Source organism: Mesorhizobium sp. DCY119, assembly GCF_003590645.1.
Classification (GTDB): Bacteria; Pseudomonadota; Alphaproteobacteria; order Rhizobiales; family Rhizobiaceae; genus Mesorhizobium_M.
Genome location: NZ_CP031834.1, coordinates 3786431 through 3803799, shown reverse-complemented (window position 1 = coordinate 3803799; position 17369 = coordinate 3786431). Strand labels below are relative to the sequence as shown.

The 17369-nt window shown below is 62.8% G+C and carries 18 protein-coding genes; 9 read left to right on the top strand and 9 right to left on the bottom strand.

Annotation, left to right across the window (positions count from 1 at the left end):
* Window positions 1-190 precede the first annotated feature (190 nt).
* The 5 genes from DZG07_RS18495 (at window position 191) to DZG07_RS18475 (ending at window position 2822) form a co-directional block, all read left to right on the top strand.
* Complete coding sequence (locus tag DZG07_RS18495) at window positions 191-601, top strand: AtpZ/AtpI family protein (protein ID WP_091918675.1); 411 nt, start codon at window positions 191-193, stop codon at window positions 599-601.
* Between the two features lie 36 nt (window positions 602-637).
* Window positions 638-1387: a F0F1 ATP synthase subunit A gene (locus tag DZG07_RS18490; RefSeq protein WP_091918645.1), complete on the top strand. Its 750-nt coding sequence runs from the start codon at window positions 638-640 to the stop codon at window positions 1385-1387.
* 73 nt (window positions 1388-1460) lie between these two features.
* A complete protein-coding gene (locus DZG07_RS18485; protein WP_091918644.1) occupies window positions 1461-1685 on the top strand; it encodes a F0F1 ATP synthase subunit C in 225 nt (74 codons plus the stop codon).
* 66 nt (window positions 1686-1751) lie between these two features.
* Entirely contained in the window at window positions 1752-2333 is a 582-nt protein-coding gene (locus DZG07_RS18480) for a F0F1 ATP synthase subunit B (RefSeq protein ID WP_119819425.1), read from the top strand.
* Between the two features lie 9 nt (window positions 2334-2342).
* Entirely contained in the window at window positions 2343-2822 is a 480-nt protein-coding gene (locus DZG07_RS18475; protein ID WP_091918642.1) for a F0F1 ATP synthase subunit B, read from the top strand.
* Between the two features lie 91 nt (window positions 2823-2913).
* Here the strand turns inward: DZG07_RS18475 and DZG07_RS18470 are convergent, their stop codons facing one another.
* Together DZG07_RS18470 and DZG07_RS18465 are read right to left on the bottom strand one after the other, a co-directional pair.
* Complete coding sequence (locus tag DZG07_RS18470; RefSeq protein WP_119819422.1) at window positions 2914-3612, bottom strand: ribonuclease HII; 699 nt, start codon at window positions 3610-3612, stop codon at window positions 2914-2916.
* Between the two features lie 256 nt (window positions 3613-3868).
* On the bottom strand, window positions 3869-5023 hold the full coding sequence (locus DZG07_RS18465) for a PA0069 family radical SAM protein (protein WP_119819420.1): 1155 nt from the start codon (window positions 5021-5023) through the stop codon (window positions 3869-3871).
* A 1850-nt stretch (window positions 5024-6873) separates the two neighbouring features.
* Here DZG07_RS18465 and DZG07_RS18455 point away from each other — a divergent pair.
* Entirely contained in the window at window positions 6874-7380 is a 507-nt protein-coding gene (locus DZG07_RS18455) for a glycosyltransferase (protein WP_091913744.1), read from the top strand.
* A 21-nt stretch (window positions 7381-7401) separates the two neighbouring features.
* Here the strand turns inward: DZG07_RS18455 and moaB are convergent, their stop codons facing one another.
* From moaB to DZG07_RS18420, 7 genes are all read right to left on the bottom strand, one after another.
* Entirely contained in the window at window positions 7402-7950 is a 549-nt protein-coding gene (gene moaB / locus DZG07_RS18450; protein ID WP_091913745.1) for a molybdenum cofactor biosynthesis protein B, read from the bottom strand.
* 3 nt (window positions 7951-7953) lie between these two features.
* Window positions 7954-8820 carry a 4-(cytidine 5'-diphospho)-2-C-methyl-D-erythritol kinase gene (locus DZG07_RS18445; protein ID WP_119819417.1) on the bottom strand — a complete coding sequence of 289 codons (867 nt, stop codon included), beginning with the start codon at window positions 8818-8820 and terminating at the stop codon, window positions 7954-7956.
* Between the two features lie 20 nt (window positions 8821-8840).
* Entirely contained in the window at window positions 8841-9026 is a 186-nt protein-coding gene (locus DZG07_RS18440) for a hypothetical protein (protein WP_091913747.1), read from the bottom strand.
* Window positions 9027-9098: 72 nt separating this feature from the next.
* A complete protein-coding gene (locus DZG07_RS18435; protein ID WP_119819414.1) occupies window positions 9099-9968 on the bottom strand; it encodes a S49 family peptidase in 870 nt (289 codons plus the stop codon).
* 73 nt (window positions 9969-10041) lie between these two features.
* The gene (locus tag DZG07_RS18430) at window positions 10042-10821 is read right to left on the bottom strand and encodes a methyltransferase (RefSeq protein WP_119819411.1); all 780 of its coding nucleotides are present in this window, start codon (window positions 10819-10821) and stop codon (window positions 10042-10044) included.
* A gap of 8 nt (window positions 10822-10829) precedes the next feature.
* On the bottom strand, window positions 10830-11054 hold the full coding sequence (locus DZG07_RS18425) for a DUF2007 domain-containing protein (RefSeq protein ID WP_091913750.1): 225 nt from the start codon (window positions 11052-11054) through the stop codon (window positions 10830-10832).
* A gap of 228 nt (window positions 11055-11282) precedes the next feature.
* On the bottom strand, window positions 11283-12935 hold the full coding sequence (locus tag DZG07_RS18420; RefSeq protein ID WP_119819408.1) for an alpha/beta-hydrolase family protein: 1653 nt from the start codon (window positions 12933-12935) through the stop codon (window positions 11283-11285).
* Between the two features lie 226 nt (window positions 12936-13161).
* Between DZG07_RS18420 and DZG07_RS18415 the strand changes: the two genes are divergently transcribed.
* From DZG07_RS18415 to DZG07_RS18405, 3 genes are all read left to right on the top strand, one after another.
* Complete coding sequence (locus DZG07_RS18415; RefSeq protein WP_091913752.1) at window positions 13162-14178, top strand: polyprenyl synthetase family protein; 1017 nt, start codon at window positions 13162-13164, stop codon at window positions 14176-14178.
* 135 nt (window positions 14179-14313) lie between these two features.
* Complete coding sequence (locus DZG07_RS18410; protein WP_119819405.1) at window positions 14314-16338, top strand: tetratricopeptide repeat protein; 2025 nt, start codon at window positions 14314-14316, stop codon at window positions 16336-16338.
* A gap of 70 nt (window positions 16339-16408) precedes the next feature.
* Window positions 16409-17368, top strand: coding sequence for a glycine--tRNA ligase subunit alpha (locus DZG07_RS18405; protein ID WP_119819403.1), 960 nt, complete (start codon window positions 16409-16411; stop codon window positions 17366-17368).
* Window position 17369: the final 1 nt, after the last annotated feature.

Genomic DNA, 17369 nt, shown 5'->3' with positions numbered 1-17369 from the left:
GATTCGCGCGCAGCGACGGGTGATATATGCCGGGCAGGTTGTCGCACTTTTTTAAATGATTGATTTTACTTCATAAAATACATGGTTTGACCACCCACTCCGTGGCTTGACGGGGATGGCCTCGCTAACTATGTTGCCGGCGACTTTGAAGCGGATGGACGGTGCTGTTCTATCCAGGCAGGAGGTTGCGGTGGCCAACAAGAAAAGGCCAGACGAAACCGGAAAAACCGGGCCTGGAGATCAAGACAAACCTGAATTCCGCGACGACGACCTGGAGCGCCGCCGGCGTCAGCTTGAAGCATCTCTTGCGACAAGAAGGCCGGATGGAAGCGCCAGTCGAGAGGGTGCTAAGTCGAGCGGTGTTGCCGGCTATGGTCAGGCCTTGAAGCTGTCCAGCGAGTTTATCGCGGGGATAGCGGTTGGTGTCGGGCTCGGCTGGGTGATCGACCGAATGGCGGGGACTTCGCCATGGGGTTTGATCATTTTCCTGCTCCTGGGATTTGGCGCCGGGGTTCTCAATGTCCTGCGTTCCGCAGGCGTCGTTGCAGATGCGGGTCCAAGGGTGCCGAAGAAAGGCCCCGAGGGTCCAGATAATACGTAATCGCGCCTGCGGGCGCTTCTTGCCGAGGGGGTCCAGGTGGCCAACGATCCGATCCATCAGTTTCACATCACGAAATGGATTCCGATCGAAATCGGCGGTCTCGATTTCTCCTTCACCAATTCGTCCGCCTTCATGGTCGCGACCGTCGCAGCCGCCGGCCTTTTCCTCTTCCTGACGACATCGAGCCGCGGCCTGATCCCCGGCCGGCTTCAGTCGATCTCGGAAATGTCCTACGAATTCGTGGCCTCCATGCTGCGCGATGCGGCGGGAACGCACGGGATGAAGTTCTTCCCAATGGTGTTTTCGCTGTTCATGTTCGTGCTCGTCGCGAACCTGCTCGGGCTTTTCCCGTATTTCTTCACCATCACCAGCCACATCATCGTCACCTTCATGCTGGCGCTGCTGGTGATCGGAACCGTCGTCGTCTACGGCATCATGAAGCACGGTTTCGGCTTCTTCAAACTCTTCGTTCCGCAGGGCGTGCCGGGCATTCTCGTGCCGTTGGTGGTGCTCATCGAAGTTATCTCGTTCCTGTCGCGGCCGATCAGCCTTTCGGTTCGTCTGTTCGCCAACATGCTGGCCGGACACATCACGCTTAAGGTTTTCGCCGGTTTCGTCGCCTCGCTGAGCACACTTGGTGCGGTCGGCGTCGCCGGCTCGATCCTGCCGCTCGCTATGACGGTTGCGATCACCGCCCTCGAATTTCTCGTGGCCTTCCTGCAGGCCTATGTCTTTGCGGTGCTGACCTGCATGTACCTCAACGACGCTCTGCACCCGAGCCACTAGGAAACTGTCGCCGGCGGGGTTCCTTCCGCCTAACGAAAGCATTGACTGAATTTCGATCCACAAGGAGTTGGACATGGAAGTAGACGCAGCAAAGGCAATCGGCGCGGGCATCGCCTGCCTCGGCATGGGTGGCGCAGGCATCGGCCTCGGCACGATTTTCGGCAACTACCTGGCGGGCGCCCTGCGCAATCCGTCGGCTGCCGACGGTCAGTTCGGCCGCCTGATTTTCGGCTTCGCCGTGACCGAAGCTCTGGGCATCTTCTCGCTCCTCGTCGCTCTTCTGCTCCTCTTCACATAAGAGTTGCGAAAGCGATGATACTGCCGGCCGCGCAGTGCGGCCGGTTTGTCTGGACAGGGGAAGCAGATGTTTGTGACACCGGGATACGCGCAGGAAGCTGCCCCCGCTGAAGGCGAAACCCACACCGAAACCGGTGCGGGCCATGAAGCTGGCGGCAAGCCGGCGTTTCCGCCATTCGATTCGTCGACCTTTGCGTCGCAGATCCTGTGGCTGGCCATCACGTTCGGCCTGTTCTACCTGTTCCTGAAAAAGGTTGTCCTGCCACGCATCGGCGGCATCCTGGAAGTCCGTCGCGATCGTATCGCGCAGGATCTGGATCAGGCTGCCTTGATGAAGAGCGAGGCGGATGCGGCAGTTGCTGCCTACGAGCAGGAACTTGCCGAAGCCAAGGCCAAGGCGAATACCATCGGCCAGCAGGCGCGCGACAGTGCCAAGGCTGACGCCGACGTCGAACGCAAGAAGGTTGAAGCCGCACTCGAGCAGAAGCTCGGCGAAGCCGAAGCTCACATTGCCTCGATCAAGTCTTCAGCGATGAAGGAAGTCGGCACGATCGCCGAGGACACGGCTGCTGCCATCGTCCAGGAACTGATCGGTGGCAAGGCCGACAAGGCTGCCGTCGCTGCCGCCGTGAAAGCGGTTCGGGAGTAGGAGAGGGCCATGGACGCAACATTCTGGGCAACAGTAGCCCTCGTTATCTTCCTCGCCGTCGTCTTCTACCTGAAGGTGCCGGGCGTGATCGGCAAGTCGCTGGATGAGCGCGCCAAGCGCATCAGTGACGAACTTGAAGAAGCCCGCCGTCTGCGCGAGGAATCCCAGCAGCTTCTCGCCGAATTCCAGCGCAAGCGGAAGGAAGCCGAGAAGGAAGCAGCTGAGATCGTCGAAGCCGCCAAGCGCGAGGCCGAACTTTTGGTCGCTGAAGCGCAGAAGAAGACCGAGGACTACGTTACCCGCCGCACCGCTCTTGCCGAGCAGAAGATCGGCCAGGCCGAGCGCGACGCCGTCAACGAGGTGCGTTCGAGCGCCGTCGATCTGGCGGTCGAGGCAGCGCGGGCATTGCTCGCCGGCAAGGTAGACACAAAGGCCGACGGCGACATCTTCAAGGCGTCGCTGCAGGAAGTGAAGTCGAAGCTCAACTGAGTTTTGGCTTCCAGCTTCGGCCGGAAAATTCAAAGATCAAAAAAGCCGCTGGAAATTCCGGCGGCTTTTTTCTTTTGCGGTGTAGGGCCAATTAGAGCGCGAATTCGTCGTCGTTGGCAGCTCCTGCCTGCAACTCGTCAGCGAGCCGAAACGGCGCGAAGGAGACGCGGTGCCAGCGCGCGACCGCGCCATGGACGTCGATTGCTGCGCGGTGACGCGCGGTCGCATAGCCCATATGGATTTCGAAGCCGTAGCGCGTGTCGGTCTGGCCGCAGCCGGTCATCATGCGGTCGCGCATGACCTTGGCGACGATCGAGGCGGCGGCGATCGACTGCGAGCGCTGATCGCCCTTCACCAGCGCTTCGCAATCGCAGGGCAGGCCGGGCGGCACGTCGCGGCCATCGGCAAGCGCCAGTTTTGGCGCCAGCGGCAGGCCGCACAGCGAACGCCGCATGGCTTCCAGGCTGGCCTTGCGGATATCGCTGCGATCGATGCCTTCCGCACAGACCGAGGCCATCGAGACGCCGAGGGCGGTGGCAAGGATTTCTGAAAAAAGCTCCTCGCGCTGGATGCCGGTGAGCCGCTTGGAATCGTCGAGCCCGGCGGGAATGCGCTTCGGATCGAGCACGACTGCGGCCGCGACCACCGGCCCGGCGAGCGGGCCACGGCCGGCCTCGTCCATTCCGGCGACCGGCCACTGGCCGCGCGCGATCGCGCGCGTCTCGACCGAAAAATCGGGTCGTTCGAGGATTTCGAAGAGGGGCGGAGAATCGGAGCGTGCGCGAGCCATGGTGCGGCGATGGTCGCATCGGCCCCGATTCTCCGCAAGTCCTTCCGAGCCGAGGGGCGGGGGCAGGGAAGGCACCGTCGGCAGTCGGGGAAAAGCCGGACGGGATTTTCGGTTTATCGATATTCGGGTGATGCCGGTCTGCAAGTGATGGCTTTCTGCGCTTCCGGTGCTCACGTACCCAAATGTACGCTCCGCTCCGGTTCTCAAAAACCATCACTTTCGACTCGGCCTGACCCGAATCTCAACAAACCCAAGGCTAAAGCAGCATCAGCTGTTCGTTCTTCTTCTCGACGCCGACGAACAGGTCGGTGCGCAGCTGCTTCCTTTCGACATTCAGACCGAGCTTGCGCGCGGTGATTTCGAAACGGCGGCCGATCTGCCAGGCATAGGGACCGGTGCCCTTCATGCGCTTGCCCCATTCGGCATCGTAATCCTTGCCGTCGCGCATCGAGCGTATCAGCGACATGACGTGCCGGTAGCGGTCGGGATAGTGGCGCAGCAGCCAGTCCTTGAAGATCGGGCTGACTTCCAGCGGCAGGCGCAGGATGACATAGCCCGCCTCGCGCGCGCCGGCGGCGCGGGCCGAGTCGAGGATGCGCTCGATCTCCTGGTCGTTGAGGCCCGGAATGATGGGGGCTGCCATCACGCCGACCGGAATGCCGGCATCGCTCAACTGGCGAATGGCTTCGAGGCGCTTGGTCGGTGTGGACGCGCGCGGCTCCATGGTGCGGGCAAGCATCCGGTCCAGCGTCGTCACCGACAATGCCACCTTGGCGAGCCCACGCTCGGCCATCCGCGACAGGATGTCGATGTCGCGCGTGACCAGCGCCGACTTGGTGACGATGCCGACAGGGTGGCTGCGCGCCTCCAGAACTTCCAGGATTTCGCGCATGATGCGCCACTGCTTTTCGATCGGCTGGTAGGGGTCGGTGTTGGTGCCGATGGCGATGGTGCGTGCCTGATAGCCTTCCTTGGAAAGCTCCTTGTCCAGCAGTTTTGCGGCATCCGGCTTGGCAAACAGCTTGGATTCGAAATCGAGCCCCGGCGACATGCCCATATAGCTGTGGGTCGGCCGGGCGAAGCAATAGACGCAACCATGTTCGCAGCCGCGATAGGGATTGATCGAACGGTCGAAGGAAATGTCCGGCGATGTGTTGCGGGTGATGATGGTGCGCGGCTTTTCGGTCTGCACCTCCGTCTTGAACGGAGGCAGTTCCTCAAAGCTGTTCCAGCCATCGTCGAAGACATGACGCGTCACCGGCTCGAACCGGCCGGTCGGATTGATGCCGGCAGCCCGGCCACGACGGCGCTCGTCGTGAATTCGGATGCCGCTTTCCTCGATCATCGCATTGGCCATCGCGGAACCTCCGTTCCTGAAAGCCGCAACATCTGCGCGTGCAATCGGTTCCATTCCGCCGTTCTCCAACCGGGTTTTACGGGGGCGCGAATCGCGCCGTTCATGAAACTATTCCTATTTTGAAAATGAGAACAAAGCAAGAACTTTGTAAGCGGGCGTTCCCCTCCCCTTTGAGGGGAGGGTGGCCCGAAGGGCCGGGTGGGGTCCTTGCGGAAGTGCTCGACGTTCCCTTTGTGCCGAGTGCGGCATGAACGACCCCCTCTGGCTGCTTTGCAGCCATCTCCCCCTCGAGGGGGGAGAAGACGTGGGCGCGCTTCATCATCGCCACGCCTGCTTTCGCATCTGGCCATTGTCAAAGAACTCCCCTCTACGAGGGTGGGAAGCGGGGCGCATGGCCGTGCCTTCCTAATGTTTAGTACGTGGCGCGACTTCCGCGCCCCGCTCGGTGTCTGTCCCGAAGTCGGTCGGTCACAACGCCCGCTCCATGTACATTCCATGGACAAGACGCCGCGGGTTCTCCGCATCCTGCGCGATCTGCCCTTGATCCTTCCGCCACAGGTTTTCACCTGAAGCTTCCAGTCAGGGCATGCGGCCGCAGGACGCCGGCCTGTGTCGGGCCCTCGGGTTCCTGGCTACCACACCAGGGCGGGAGGTCACCGCCGCTCTCCCCGATCCCGGTTCCAGAACCCGGTCCCGCAAGAGCGATGAGGGGATTATGCCGGAGGTGGAAATGAGGGGGATAAATCGGGCGTGAAAAAATGTGTGGGGTGAGTGGAAACAATGGGTTGGTTGGAAATCTGCGGTGAATCTTTCCCCCAATTCGCGAGCTTCAGCTTCGGCAGTTCTGCACCGCTGCGGCCTTCACCGATGTTCCGGCATGGATTCCCGACACTCTCCGCTCGTTCCTCGCTCACGAGGTCGAGAATGACGAGCTTGTTGTTTGCCCGGGCGGCAAGCCGCCAACGTTGGAGATGCGCCGAGCTTGCTGGTTGCCCGGCGGCAAGCCGCCGACGTTGGAGATGGGCGGAGCTCGTTGGTTGCCACGCCCGCAAATCGTCCGAAATCGGCAGCGATTCTTAGCTGCCGTGCCGGCAACTCACCAAGGCCGAAGATTAGCGGCAAGCCTAAATGCAATTCGTCATTCTCGACCTCGTGAGCGAGGAACGAGCGGAGAGTGTCGGGAATCCATGCCGGAACGGAGAAGCGTTTCGACGGTACAGAATGCGCGTCAACATCAGGACGGGACCGTGCCTGACGATGCTCGGAATGGGTCCCGGATAACCTCCGCTTCGCTTCGGTTTCCGGGATGACGACTTCATGGTTGGCGCCGCCAATCGCCAAGGTTGATGTTAGAAGTGCTGTCCTCTCTTCGTCATCCCGGGCGCAGCATGAGCGAAGCGAATGCGGAGACCCGGGACCCATGCCGGAACGGAGACGAGCTTCGGCGGTGCTGAACGCGCGTCAACATCAGGACGGGGCCGCGCCTGACGATGCTGCGACCAATGGGTCCCGGATAACCTGCGCTTCGCTGCGGTTTCCGGGATGACGACTTCATGGTTGTTACCGCTAATCGCCAAAGTTGAACTTCGAAGCGCGGACCTCTCCTTCGTCATCCCGGGCGCAGCATGAGCGGAGCGAATGCGCAGACCCGGGATCCATGCCAGAACCTCAAAGAAGAACGCAACGGTGCAGAGGTCTCACCGTCAGGACCGGGCCGTGCCTGCGGATGCTCGGAATGGGTCCCGGATAACCTGCGCTTCGCTCCGGTTTCCGGGATGACGAACGGCATGTTGCGCCTTCGCTAAACGTCAACGCCCGGCGCAGCAGTGCAGATTCAGCCCGCTGAAGCCTAACCGGCTAATTACGAAGTGGCGCTCGGTAAAAGTTTAGGCTACGCGAATATTATGCTGTCGGTTGTAATCGAAACCCGGAACAACGAGGAAGCGCTGGCTCGCACGCTGGCGTCGCTGGTGGGTGCTGCTGTCGAGGGCACGGTGCGCGAGGTTATCGTGTGCGATCTCGGCTCGTCGGACCAGACGCACAAGGTCGCCGATCAGGCCGGCTGTCACTACATCACCGGCGGCATAGGTGCCGGCGTGGCGCAGGCCAAGAGCGACTGGCTGCTGCTGCTGGAACCTGGCGCGCGGCTGGTGGATGGCTGGACCGAGGCCGTGCAGGACCACATGGAGATGATGGCCATGCCTGCCCGCTTTTCCCGCTCGCGGCTGGACAGGCAGCCCTTTTTCTCGCGTGTGCTGACCTCGAGAACAGCACTGAGTGAGGGACTGGTCATCAGGAAGTCGCAGGCGCTTCCCCTGTCGCGCCATGCGGCAGACGCCGAAGCGGTTGCGCGCGGACTGGCGACGAAGCGGATTTCGGCCGAAATTCGTGTGGCGCCGCTGCGCAAATAACCCATAGCAGAGCGGCCAAGATCAGGCCGTCTTGTCGCCGCGCTTGAGATGCTCGTCGAGCCGCGGCATGATTTCCACGAAATTGCAGGGCATGTGACGGTAATCGAGCTGTGCCTTGATGATGCCGTCCCAGGCGTCCTTGCAGGCGCCGGGCGAGCCGGGCAGGACGAAGACGAAGGTGGCGTTGACGACGCCGCCGGTCGCCCGCGACTGGATCGTCGAGGTGCCGATCTTGTCGTAGGAAATGCGGTGGAAAACCTCGGAAAAGCCATCCATGCGCTTTTCGAAGATGGGTTCCAGCGCTTCGGGCGTCACGTCGCGGCCGGTGAAGCCGGTGCCGCCGGTGGTGATGACGACGTCGATGGCGTCGTTGCGCGACCATTCCAGAACCTGCGCGCGTATCTTGTCCTTGTCGTCGGTGACGATGTCACGTGCGGCAAGCATGTGGCCGGCCTCGGTGATGCGGTCGGCAAGCGTCTGGCCGGATTTGTCATCGGCCAGCGTGCGGGTGTCGGAGACGGTCAGCACCGCGATGCGGACAGGAATGAAGGGGCGCGTCTCGTTTGCCATTGGCTATCTCATGCTCGATGTTGCGACCGAGAACCAGCCGGGCTTGGCCTGTTCGATCGCATTTGCAGCGTTTGCGGCAGCAGCCGTGGTTTCGAAGACGCCGAAACAGGTGGCGCCCGAACCTGACATGCGGACGAAGGCGGCACCCGTGCTGCGCAGCGCGTCGAGCGCCTCGGTGATGGCCGGGGCAAGCGCCTTTGCCGGCGTTTCGAGATCGTTGCGCGTGGCGCGCAGCCATTCGATAACATGCGCCGGCTCCGGGTCGGCGGGCGGCGGCGAAAAGGAGGGGTTTTCGCGGCTTTCGAGCGCGCGAAACACATCCGGCGTGGCGACGCCGATGCCGGGATTGACCAGCACCAGCGGCAGGGAAGGATAGTTGGCCAAGGGATCGACGATCTCACCGATGCCGCGCGCCAGCAGCGGACGGGCGAGCAGGCACATCGGCACGTCGGCGCCGAGCCTCAGGGCCAGGACCGACAGGTCGGCATCGAGGTTCCAGTGGCGCGCCAGCGCGCGCAGGGCGGCCGCAGCATCGCTGGAGCCGCCGCCTATGCCTGAGGCGATGGGCAGGTTCTTTTCCAGCGTGATGGCAACGGGCGCGGCAGCGTCTTCCGGGTAGGCCTCGCGCAGCACGTCGCGGGCGCGGATGACGAGATTGCCGCCGTCGAGCGGCACCTGGGCGGCGAAATGGCCCATGACGACGAAGCTGTCTTCCTCGGCGGCGGCCACAGTGATGTGGTCGCCGAATTCGGTGAAGACGACGAGGCTTTCGAGCAGATGAAAACCGTCAGCGCGCTGCCCGGTGACGTGGAGCGCGAGGTTGATTTTCGCCGGCGCGTGTTCGGCGGACGACACGAAGCCGGAATCCATGATGCTCTGAGGTGCCCTGATCAGTCCTTGGCCAGACGGTATTCGCCGGTCTTGGGATCCTTGACCAGCGTGCCCATCGTGCCATTGGCGGACTGCCGTTCGGCGCGGCGGACTTTCGCCGTCACGCGCTCGGCTTCCTTGACGAAGGAGCGATAGCCGTAATAGGCGGCCAGGCCGACGAGGGCGAAAAAGATAATCTGTGGCATCTGTCCTTGTCCTCCTGGAGGTTCGGGCTGCCGGTCAGGGTAGGCCCATCATAGGCACAATGGGCCGCCTTTTTAAAGTCCAAAGCGGGACCAGAGCGCGCGCTCTTCCGCCGCATCGATTAGGCCACCAGCTGCGGCACCCGCAATGTCAGGCGCGGAGAAGCCGGCGGCTGAGCCGAAAACGCCAAGCCGGCGCCCGAAAAACCCGCGCGGCGGCGTGATCAGCTGCAGCCGCGTCTTGGGCCCGAAACGCTGCTTCAGCACGGTGCGCATGTCGCCCAGCGCGTCGACCAGGCCGAGTTCGAGGCCCTTCTTGCCGGTCCAGAACAGGCCGGTGAAAAGATCGGGATCGTCCTTCAGCTTGGAGCCGCGCCGCTCCTTGACCAGATCGATGAAGGTATCATGCACTTCGAGCTGCAGCGCCTTCAGGCGCTCGATGTCTGCCTTGTTCTCCGGCTTGAACGGGTCGAGCACGGCCTTGTTCTTGCCGGCGGTGTAGACACGGCGCTCGACGCCGATCTTCTTCATCAGCTCGGTGAAGCCGAAGGAGGCCGAAACCACGCCGATCGAGCCGACGATAGAGGAGGGGTCGGCGATGATCTCGTCACCCGCCACCGCGATCATGTAGCCGCCGGAGGCCGCGACATCCTCGACGAAGATCAGCACGCGCTTGTTCTTCTCGGTCGCGAGATCGCGAATGCGCTTGTAGATCAGCCGCGACTGGACAGGCGAGCCGCCGGGCGAATTGATGGAGATGGCGACGGCGGGCGCGTCGGTGACGGCGAATGCCTTTTCGATCAGGCTGGCGGTCGAGGCCAGCGACAGGCTCGGCCGGAACTGGCCGCCGCCCGACATGATGGTTCCATGGAGCCGGATGACCGGGATCGTGACTGCCCCCGAGCGCATCGATTTCGGCAGAAGGCGGCTGAGCAGTCGTCTCACTTAGGTGTTTCTCCGGTCCTTGATGCTTCGCATGTAGGTATCTGAGCGCAAACCACAATCCCGCGCACGCCGCTCAATCGCCGAAAAGTGAAGCACGGCCGTTGCTGATCGCGTCTGCGCGGGGTGAAAGCGCGTTGCCGTCGTCATGAAGAACGAGCGGCGGCATGAGCGAAAGCGCGCCGCGCGCGCCGAGCCGTGCCCTGAGCACGATGCGGATCGCTGCCTTGTCGGCGCGAGGGTGGACCGGCACGATCTCGGCTGAGCCGAAGCGGCCTTCCAGTGCTGCAAGGATGTCGCTAAGCGATTGCGGCCGTGCGATCAAGGCGAGCCCGCCGCGCGGCCTGACCATGGCGGCCGCACTGCGCAGCCAGCTTTCGAACAGCCCGTCCTCCATCACATGCGCCTGCTTTCTGAGCGCATCGGGTGTGGCCCGGTCGCGCGCCTCGTTGAAGGGCGGGTTCATGATGACGAAGTCGCAGGATTTGTCGGCGAGACCGGCTTTCACGCGGGCCTTGCCTGTAAGCGCGACATCCGCGACCAGAACCGAGAGGCGGTCGCGCAGGTGCGCATTGCCTTCATGAGCGAGCGACTTTTGCGCAAAAGCGGCCATTTCGGGCGATTGCTCGATAAGGTTGATCGTCGCCTTGGGGCAACGCGCTGCAACGGCAAGACCGGCTGCACCAGCACCCGCGCCGAAATCGCAAAGCACGCCGCTGAAATCCGAAGGTACGCAAGCCGCCAGCATCAGCGCATCCATGCCGGAGCGGTGCCCGCCGCGCGGCTGCACCAGCCAGAAATTTCCACGGTGGAAGGCGTCGATCGTATGGTCCGCGGGCTCGCGCTCGGATGTCATAGGCGCCGTCAGCCTTCGCGCATTTCCTTGGCGAAACCGGCGTCTGTCAGGAGACGCCGGGCAGCGATCGCGTCGTCGTCAGACACCAGAACCCGCCGCGGCAGGATGCCGATCGAGCCGTCCAGAATGCTCATATTCTGGTCGGCGACGAGGAATTCGATCTCCGCATCGCGCAGCAGCGATTCGATGAAGGAAATGAGGACGATATCGTTGGTGCGGATGAGCTCGATCATGCGCTGAAACTCGCAGGTTGCCCCGGGGAAGTAAACGGGTGGGGGCGATGGGGTTGATTGAGATGCATTCGCCCGTTGATCGAATGAGTTCCCCCTCTCCGTCTCGGCTTCGCCGAGCCACCTCTCCCCGCAAGCGGGGCGAGGAACCCAAGTCCTGAAATAGGTTCCTCGCCCCATGAAATGGGGAGAGGTGGCGCGCGAAGCGCGACGGAGAGGGGGATCTTGGCACTACCGCCGCGCGAAATGCTCCTTCAGCCGCGCAACATCGTCTCCCGACCAGCCCTGCACGTCCGTCACCGCCATCCAGGCATCGATGTAATGTTCCGGCGCATAGACGTGGCCGTGGCCCATCGGCGTCGATGTTGCGACGGCCATGTCGACCAGCAGCTGCAGGAACGTCACGATCGGATACCAGCGCAGTTGCGGCGAAACATCGGGCCCGCGCGGCTCGGCCATCCAGGCTGGCGCCCGGTAGACGGATTGCGGGTCGAAGAAGGTGACGGAGTCGCTAGCATATTGAAGATAGACGATGCGCATCGGCCCCCAATGTGCGTTGGGAATGGCGAGTGCGTTCTTCTGGTTTGTGAAGCGCACATAGGAGCCGTCGCGGAAGCGCGGCAGCCAGGCGGGTGAGCCGGCGTTGCGGTCGGTGGTGATCGAGCGCCAGATGCGGCTGGAATAGGGCGGGCCGGCCCACAGCGCGCCCTGATACGGGTCGCCAAGCACCTCGAACAATTCGCTGGATTGTTCCGAATTCTTGGTGCCGAGGCTCAGGCCGTAGAGATAGAGCTTTGGCCGCTTGTCCTTCGGCAGCGTCGTCCAGTAGCCGTAGACCTCGGAAAACAGCGCGCGCGACGCCTCGCTGCCATAGCTCGGCTCGACCAGCAGCGACAGCCAGCTTGCGAGATAGGAATACTGGATCGCCACGCTGGCGATATCGCCGCCATGCAGATATTCGACCGTGTCCATGGCGGCAGGATCGATCCAGCCGGTGCCGGTCGGCGTGATGACGACGAGGACGGAGCGGTCGAAGCCGCCGACGCGCTTCAACTCCTCAAGTGCCAGCTTTGCTCTGGCTGCCGGCGTGTCGGCCGAGCGCAAACCGGCATAGACGCGGATCGGGTCGAGCGCATCGCGCTTCAGGAAAGTCTGCAAATCCTGCTTGCTGGGGCCTGCCGAAATGAAGTCGCGCCCCGTGCGCCCGAGTTCTTCCCAGCCAAGCAGCGAGGCGGCACTTCCCGTCTTGTTGGGATCGGTGGGCTGGATGGTGTCGTCTTCCACCAGTTCGTCGAGCTTCTGGTAGGAGCCGTCAAGCACATGCAGCGCATAGCGGAAGATGACGCCATTGACGACCGTGCCGAACAGCACGGCGGCAATCGCAATGCCGATGACATAGGCGATGCGCCGCGGCACGTAGCGGCGAAGCCTTCCCGACAGGAACAGGAAGGTGAGCTGAAAGAGCCGCGCAAATGTGAGCAGCACGATGAAGGTCAGCAGGGCTATCGCGCCGACGCGCAGCGGGTGCGCGCTGTCCACCGGCTGCATGTCCATCAGCACCCGGATCGAATTCTGCCAGCCCGAGGCGCGCCACAGGAAGACGAGGGCGATCGCCGCGCAAATGATTGCCGCAGCAAGCTTGATGATGCGCGCGTTGCGGTCGCGCGGCTGCGGAAGTTCCAGATAGGTCCACAGCCACAGCCCGAACACGCCGATGCCGTAGCCGGCGGCGAAGGAGAATCCGGAGAGAATGCCCTGCATCAAAAAGCTGCGCGGAATGAGCGAGGGGGTGAGCGACGCGGCGAAAAACAGCGTGCCGACCAGAAGGCCGACAGTCGAGAACGACAGCCAAAATCTGATTATCCAGCGCTGAATCACATCCATTGGTCTCTCTATCTGTTTTGAAGTCACTCGGTCCGGTCGCTGAAAAGTGAATGGACCCAATGGCTTCACGAGAAGAGCTTCTATTGCCGTAAAACTACCCCATGTTAGCCACAGGGCAACAGTGAGTTGCGATTGCCGCGCCAATTCGCCTCTTGCCCAGCTAGGCCTTGCCGACCTAAATCATGCTCAGGGCTGAAGGCTCGTCTCTAAGGACGGAGAGTTTGTCGTGGGTGTCGTTCTCAACATCGATAACGGGAAGCGTGAAGGCGCTTCCATCAAGGAGCTGATCGACCTGACGGCGTCCGACATGGGGCGCGTCAACAAGCTGATCCTGTCCAAGGCCGGCTCCGATGTCGAGATGATTCCCGAGATCGCCAATCACCTCATCTCGTCCGGCGGCAAGCGCCTGCGCCCGATGGTGACGCTCGCCGCCGCCCAGATGTTCGGCTATTCAGGCGAGGGCCATGTGAAGCTCGCCACAAGCGTCGAGTTCATGCACACGGCAACGCTGCTGCACGACGACGTCGTCGATGAGAGCGGCATGCGGCGCGGCAAGAAGACGGCGCGCATGATCTGGGGCAACCAGGCCAGCGTGCTGGTCGGCGACTTCCTGCTCGGCCAGGCGTTCCGGCTGATGGTCGAGGTCGGCTCGCTCGACGCGCTCGACATTCTCTCGACCGCTGCCTCGATCATCGCCGAGGGCGAGGTCATGCAGCTTGCAGCCGCCAAGAACCTCGAAACCACCGAGGACGAGCATTTCGCCGTCATCAAGGCCAAGACGGCAGCGCTGTTTTCGGCAGCCGCAGAAGTCGGCCCGGTCATTGCCGGCGCCTCGAAGCCCGAGCGGGCGGCGCTGCGCTCCTATGGCATGAATCTCGGCCTCGCCTTCCAGCTCATCGACGATGCGCTGGACTATGGCGGCAATTCGAAAGACCTCGGCAAGAATGTCGGCGACGATTTCCGCGAGGGTAAGGTGACGCTGCCCGTCATCCTGAGCTATCGGCGCGGCACCGCTGCCGAGCGCGAGTTCTGGAAGCGCTCGATCGAGGAAAACAATGCCGATGACGCTGCTTTCGAAAAGGCGGTCGGCCTGATGACGCGTCACGGCTCCATCGCCGATACGATCGGCCGCGCCCGTCATTTCGGCGAGATCGCCCGCGATGCGCTGGCGCCGCTGGAGGCCACGCCGCAGAAAGCAGCCCTTATCGATGTCATCGATTTCTGCATCAGCCGCGTCGTTTGAGGGCCGTTGCCCGCACTTTGACCGGATTGTGAAACAGTAACGATTGAACCGCGACCGCAAAAAGGCCATGCTTTTGCGAACTATCGCTTGAGCGAGTCATGCTGTCACAGGGACGGCGCGGCGGGAAGGACGATAATGCGGCGTAAGAATGTGGGCTGGCTTGCGGGTGTTTCGGCACTGGCGGGTCTTATGGTGGTCGGCCAGCCGGCTTTGGCGAAGCAGTCCGAAGAACCGGTGCAGATCAACTCGTTTTCCGGCGCCTATCTCGCCGCACGCGTGGCGGAAGTCGACAACGATCTCGACAGCGCAATCGCCTATTACAAGCGGGCGCTGGCCTTCGACACCGAGAACCAGCAACTTCAGCAGAGCCTGATGCTGGCGCTGATTTCGCAGGGCCGTTTCGACGAATCGCTGCCCTATGCCGAAAAATTGAAGTCGGTGCCCGATATCGAGCGCTTCTCGCGGCTTGCGCTGGCGGTCGACGCCATCCGCAAGAAGGAATACCGCTCGGCCGAGACCTTCCTGAAACTTGCGCAGGAATCCGATCTCGACAAGCTGATTTCCGGCGTCATGACCGCCTGGGCCAAGGCCGGTGCCGGCGATGCCAAGGACGCGCTTGCCTATCTCGAAAAGCTGCAGGGTCCCGAATGGTTCACGCTGTTCACGACCTATCATCGCGCGCTGATCGCCGAGGCTGCCGGCAATGCCAAGGAAGCCGACAAGATCTATAGCGAGACCATCGACAACGTCGCCGCCGGCGGTGCAGCACCCGAGACATGGCTGCGCGCGGCCGAAGCCTATGCCGGCTTCCTCGCCGGTCGCGGCGAAAAGGACAAGGCGCTGGCCGTGCTCGACAAGGCCGACGAATTCGCAACCGGCCGCCTGCCGCTGATGGCGCTGCGCGAGAAGATCAACAAGGGCGACAAGATCACGCCGCTGGTCGCAGGCCCCGCCGACGGCGCGAGCGAGATCCTGCTCGATCTGGCGAGCGCGCTGAACCGTGGCGGCGGCGAGCCGTTCGTGCGGCTCTATCTTCAATATGCGCTGGCGCTGAAGCACGACAGCGACGCCGTGCTGCTGCAGCTTGCGGCGGTTGCGGAGCAGCAGGAGAATGCCGAGGAGGCGATCGAGCTCTATCGCCGCGTGCCGGCCGATTCCTCGCTCAAGCGTGCCGCCGAATTGCAGCTCGGCCTGAACCTTGCCGACCTAAAGCGCCATGACGAGGCGATCACCCATCTCAAGGCGCTGCTCGACGAGAGCCCCGACGATATGCGCGCCTATCTGGCGCTGGGCGGCGTCTACTCCTCCAAGGAGGATTACCGCTCCGCTGCCGACATCTATGACAAGGCCGTCGAGCGGCTGAAGGCGCCGGACGCCAGCAACTGGAACATCTATTACCAGCGCGGCATCGCCTATGAGCGGCTGAAGGAATGGCCGAAGGCCGAGCCGAATTTCCGCGAAGCGCTGAAGCTGATGCCGAACCAGCCGCAGGTTCTGAACTATCTGGGCTATTCCTGGGTCGACATGAATATGAACCTGGATGAAGGTCTCGACATGATCCGCAAGGCGGTCGACCTTCGTCCGAGCGACGGCTACATCGTCGATTCGCTGGGCTGGGCCTACTACCGCCTCAACCGCTTCGACGAGGCGGTGACGGAGCTGGAACGCGCGGTGTCGCTGAAGCCCGATGATCCCGTGCTGAACGACCATCTCGGCGATGCTTATTGGCGCGTCGGCCGCAAGCTGGAAGCGACCTTCCAGTGGAGCCATGCGCGCGACATGAAGCCGGAGCCTGATGTGCTGGCGACCGTGCAGAAGAAGCTCGCCGAAGGCCTGCCGCCGCTCGAAGGCAAGACCGCGGCCGAAGCGCCGGCGGTCAAGCCTGCCGCACCTGCGATTGCACCGGCGCCTGCGCCCGAGGCCGAGAAGAAGAGCGACACGCCTGCCGCCACGCCGCAATCCTCGCCGGTCGAGAAGATTTCCGCGACGCCGGCCGCCTACAAGGTGCAGCGCGGGCAGTCGCTGTGGTCGATCGCCAACGAGGTGCTCGGCAATGGCGGGCGCTATCAGGAGATTCTCAACCTCAACCCGCAGCTTCAGGGCGATCCCGGCCGCATCGTGCCCGGGCAGGAACTGATCCTGCCGGGTCAGCCGAACTGAAACTTGACGCTTCCGGCAGGCCGGAATAGGACGGGCCGTCTTTTGGCCCCGATATTCTGAGGCTTATCCCGTGACCGCCAGTCTGCCTGCCCATATGCACCCCAGCCGCTCGTTCCAGGGGCTGATCCTGACGCTGCACAATTACTGGGCCGAATACGGTTGCGTCGTGCTGCAGCCCTACGACATGGAGGTCGGCGCCGGTACCTTCCACCCGGCCACCACGCTGCGCGCGTTGGGGCCGAAGAAGTGGAATGCGGCCTATGTCCAGCCCTCGCGCCGCCCCAAGGACGGCCGCTACGGCGAGAACCCGAACCGCTTGCAGCATTACTACCAGTATCAGGTCATTCTGAAGCCGAACCCATCTAACCTGCAGGAGCTCTATCTCGGCTCGCTCGAGGCGATCGGCATCGACCCGCTGCTGCATGACATCCGCTTCGTCGAGGACGACTGGGAAAGCCCGACGCTGGGCGCCTGGGGGCTCGGCTGGGAGTGCTGGTGCGACGGCATGGAAGTGTCGCAGTTCACCTATTTCCAGCAGGTCTGCGGCATCGAATGCGCACCCGTGGCCGGCGAACTGACCTATGGTCTGGAGCGGCTGGCCATGTATGTGCAGGGCGTCGACAATGTCTACGACCTGAACTTCAACGGCCGCGAGGGCGACGAGAAGGTCACCTATGGTGAGGTCTTCCTGCAGGCCGAGCAGGAATATTCGCGCTTCAATTTCGAGCACGCCAACACGGCGGTGCTGCTGCGCCATTTCGAGGATGCGGAAGCCGAGTGCAAGGCGCTGCTGGATGCCGGCGCGCCGTCCTCCAAGGACAACCAGCCGCTGCACAAGATGGTGTTTCCAGCCTACGACCAGTGCATCAAGGCCAGCCATGTCTTCAACCTGCTCGACGCACGCGGCGTCATCTCGGTGACCGAGCGGCAGAGCTACATCCTGCGCGTGCGCAACCTTGCCAAGGCCTGCGGCGAAGCCTTCCTGCAGACGGACGCAGGCGGGTTCCAACTAAACGACAAGGCTACCTGAA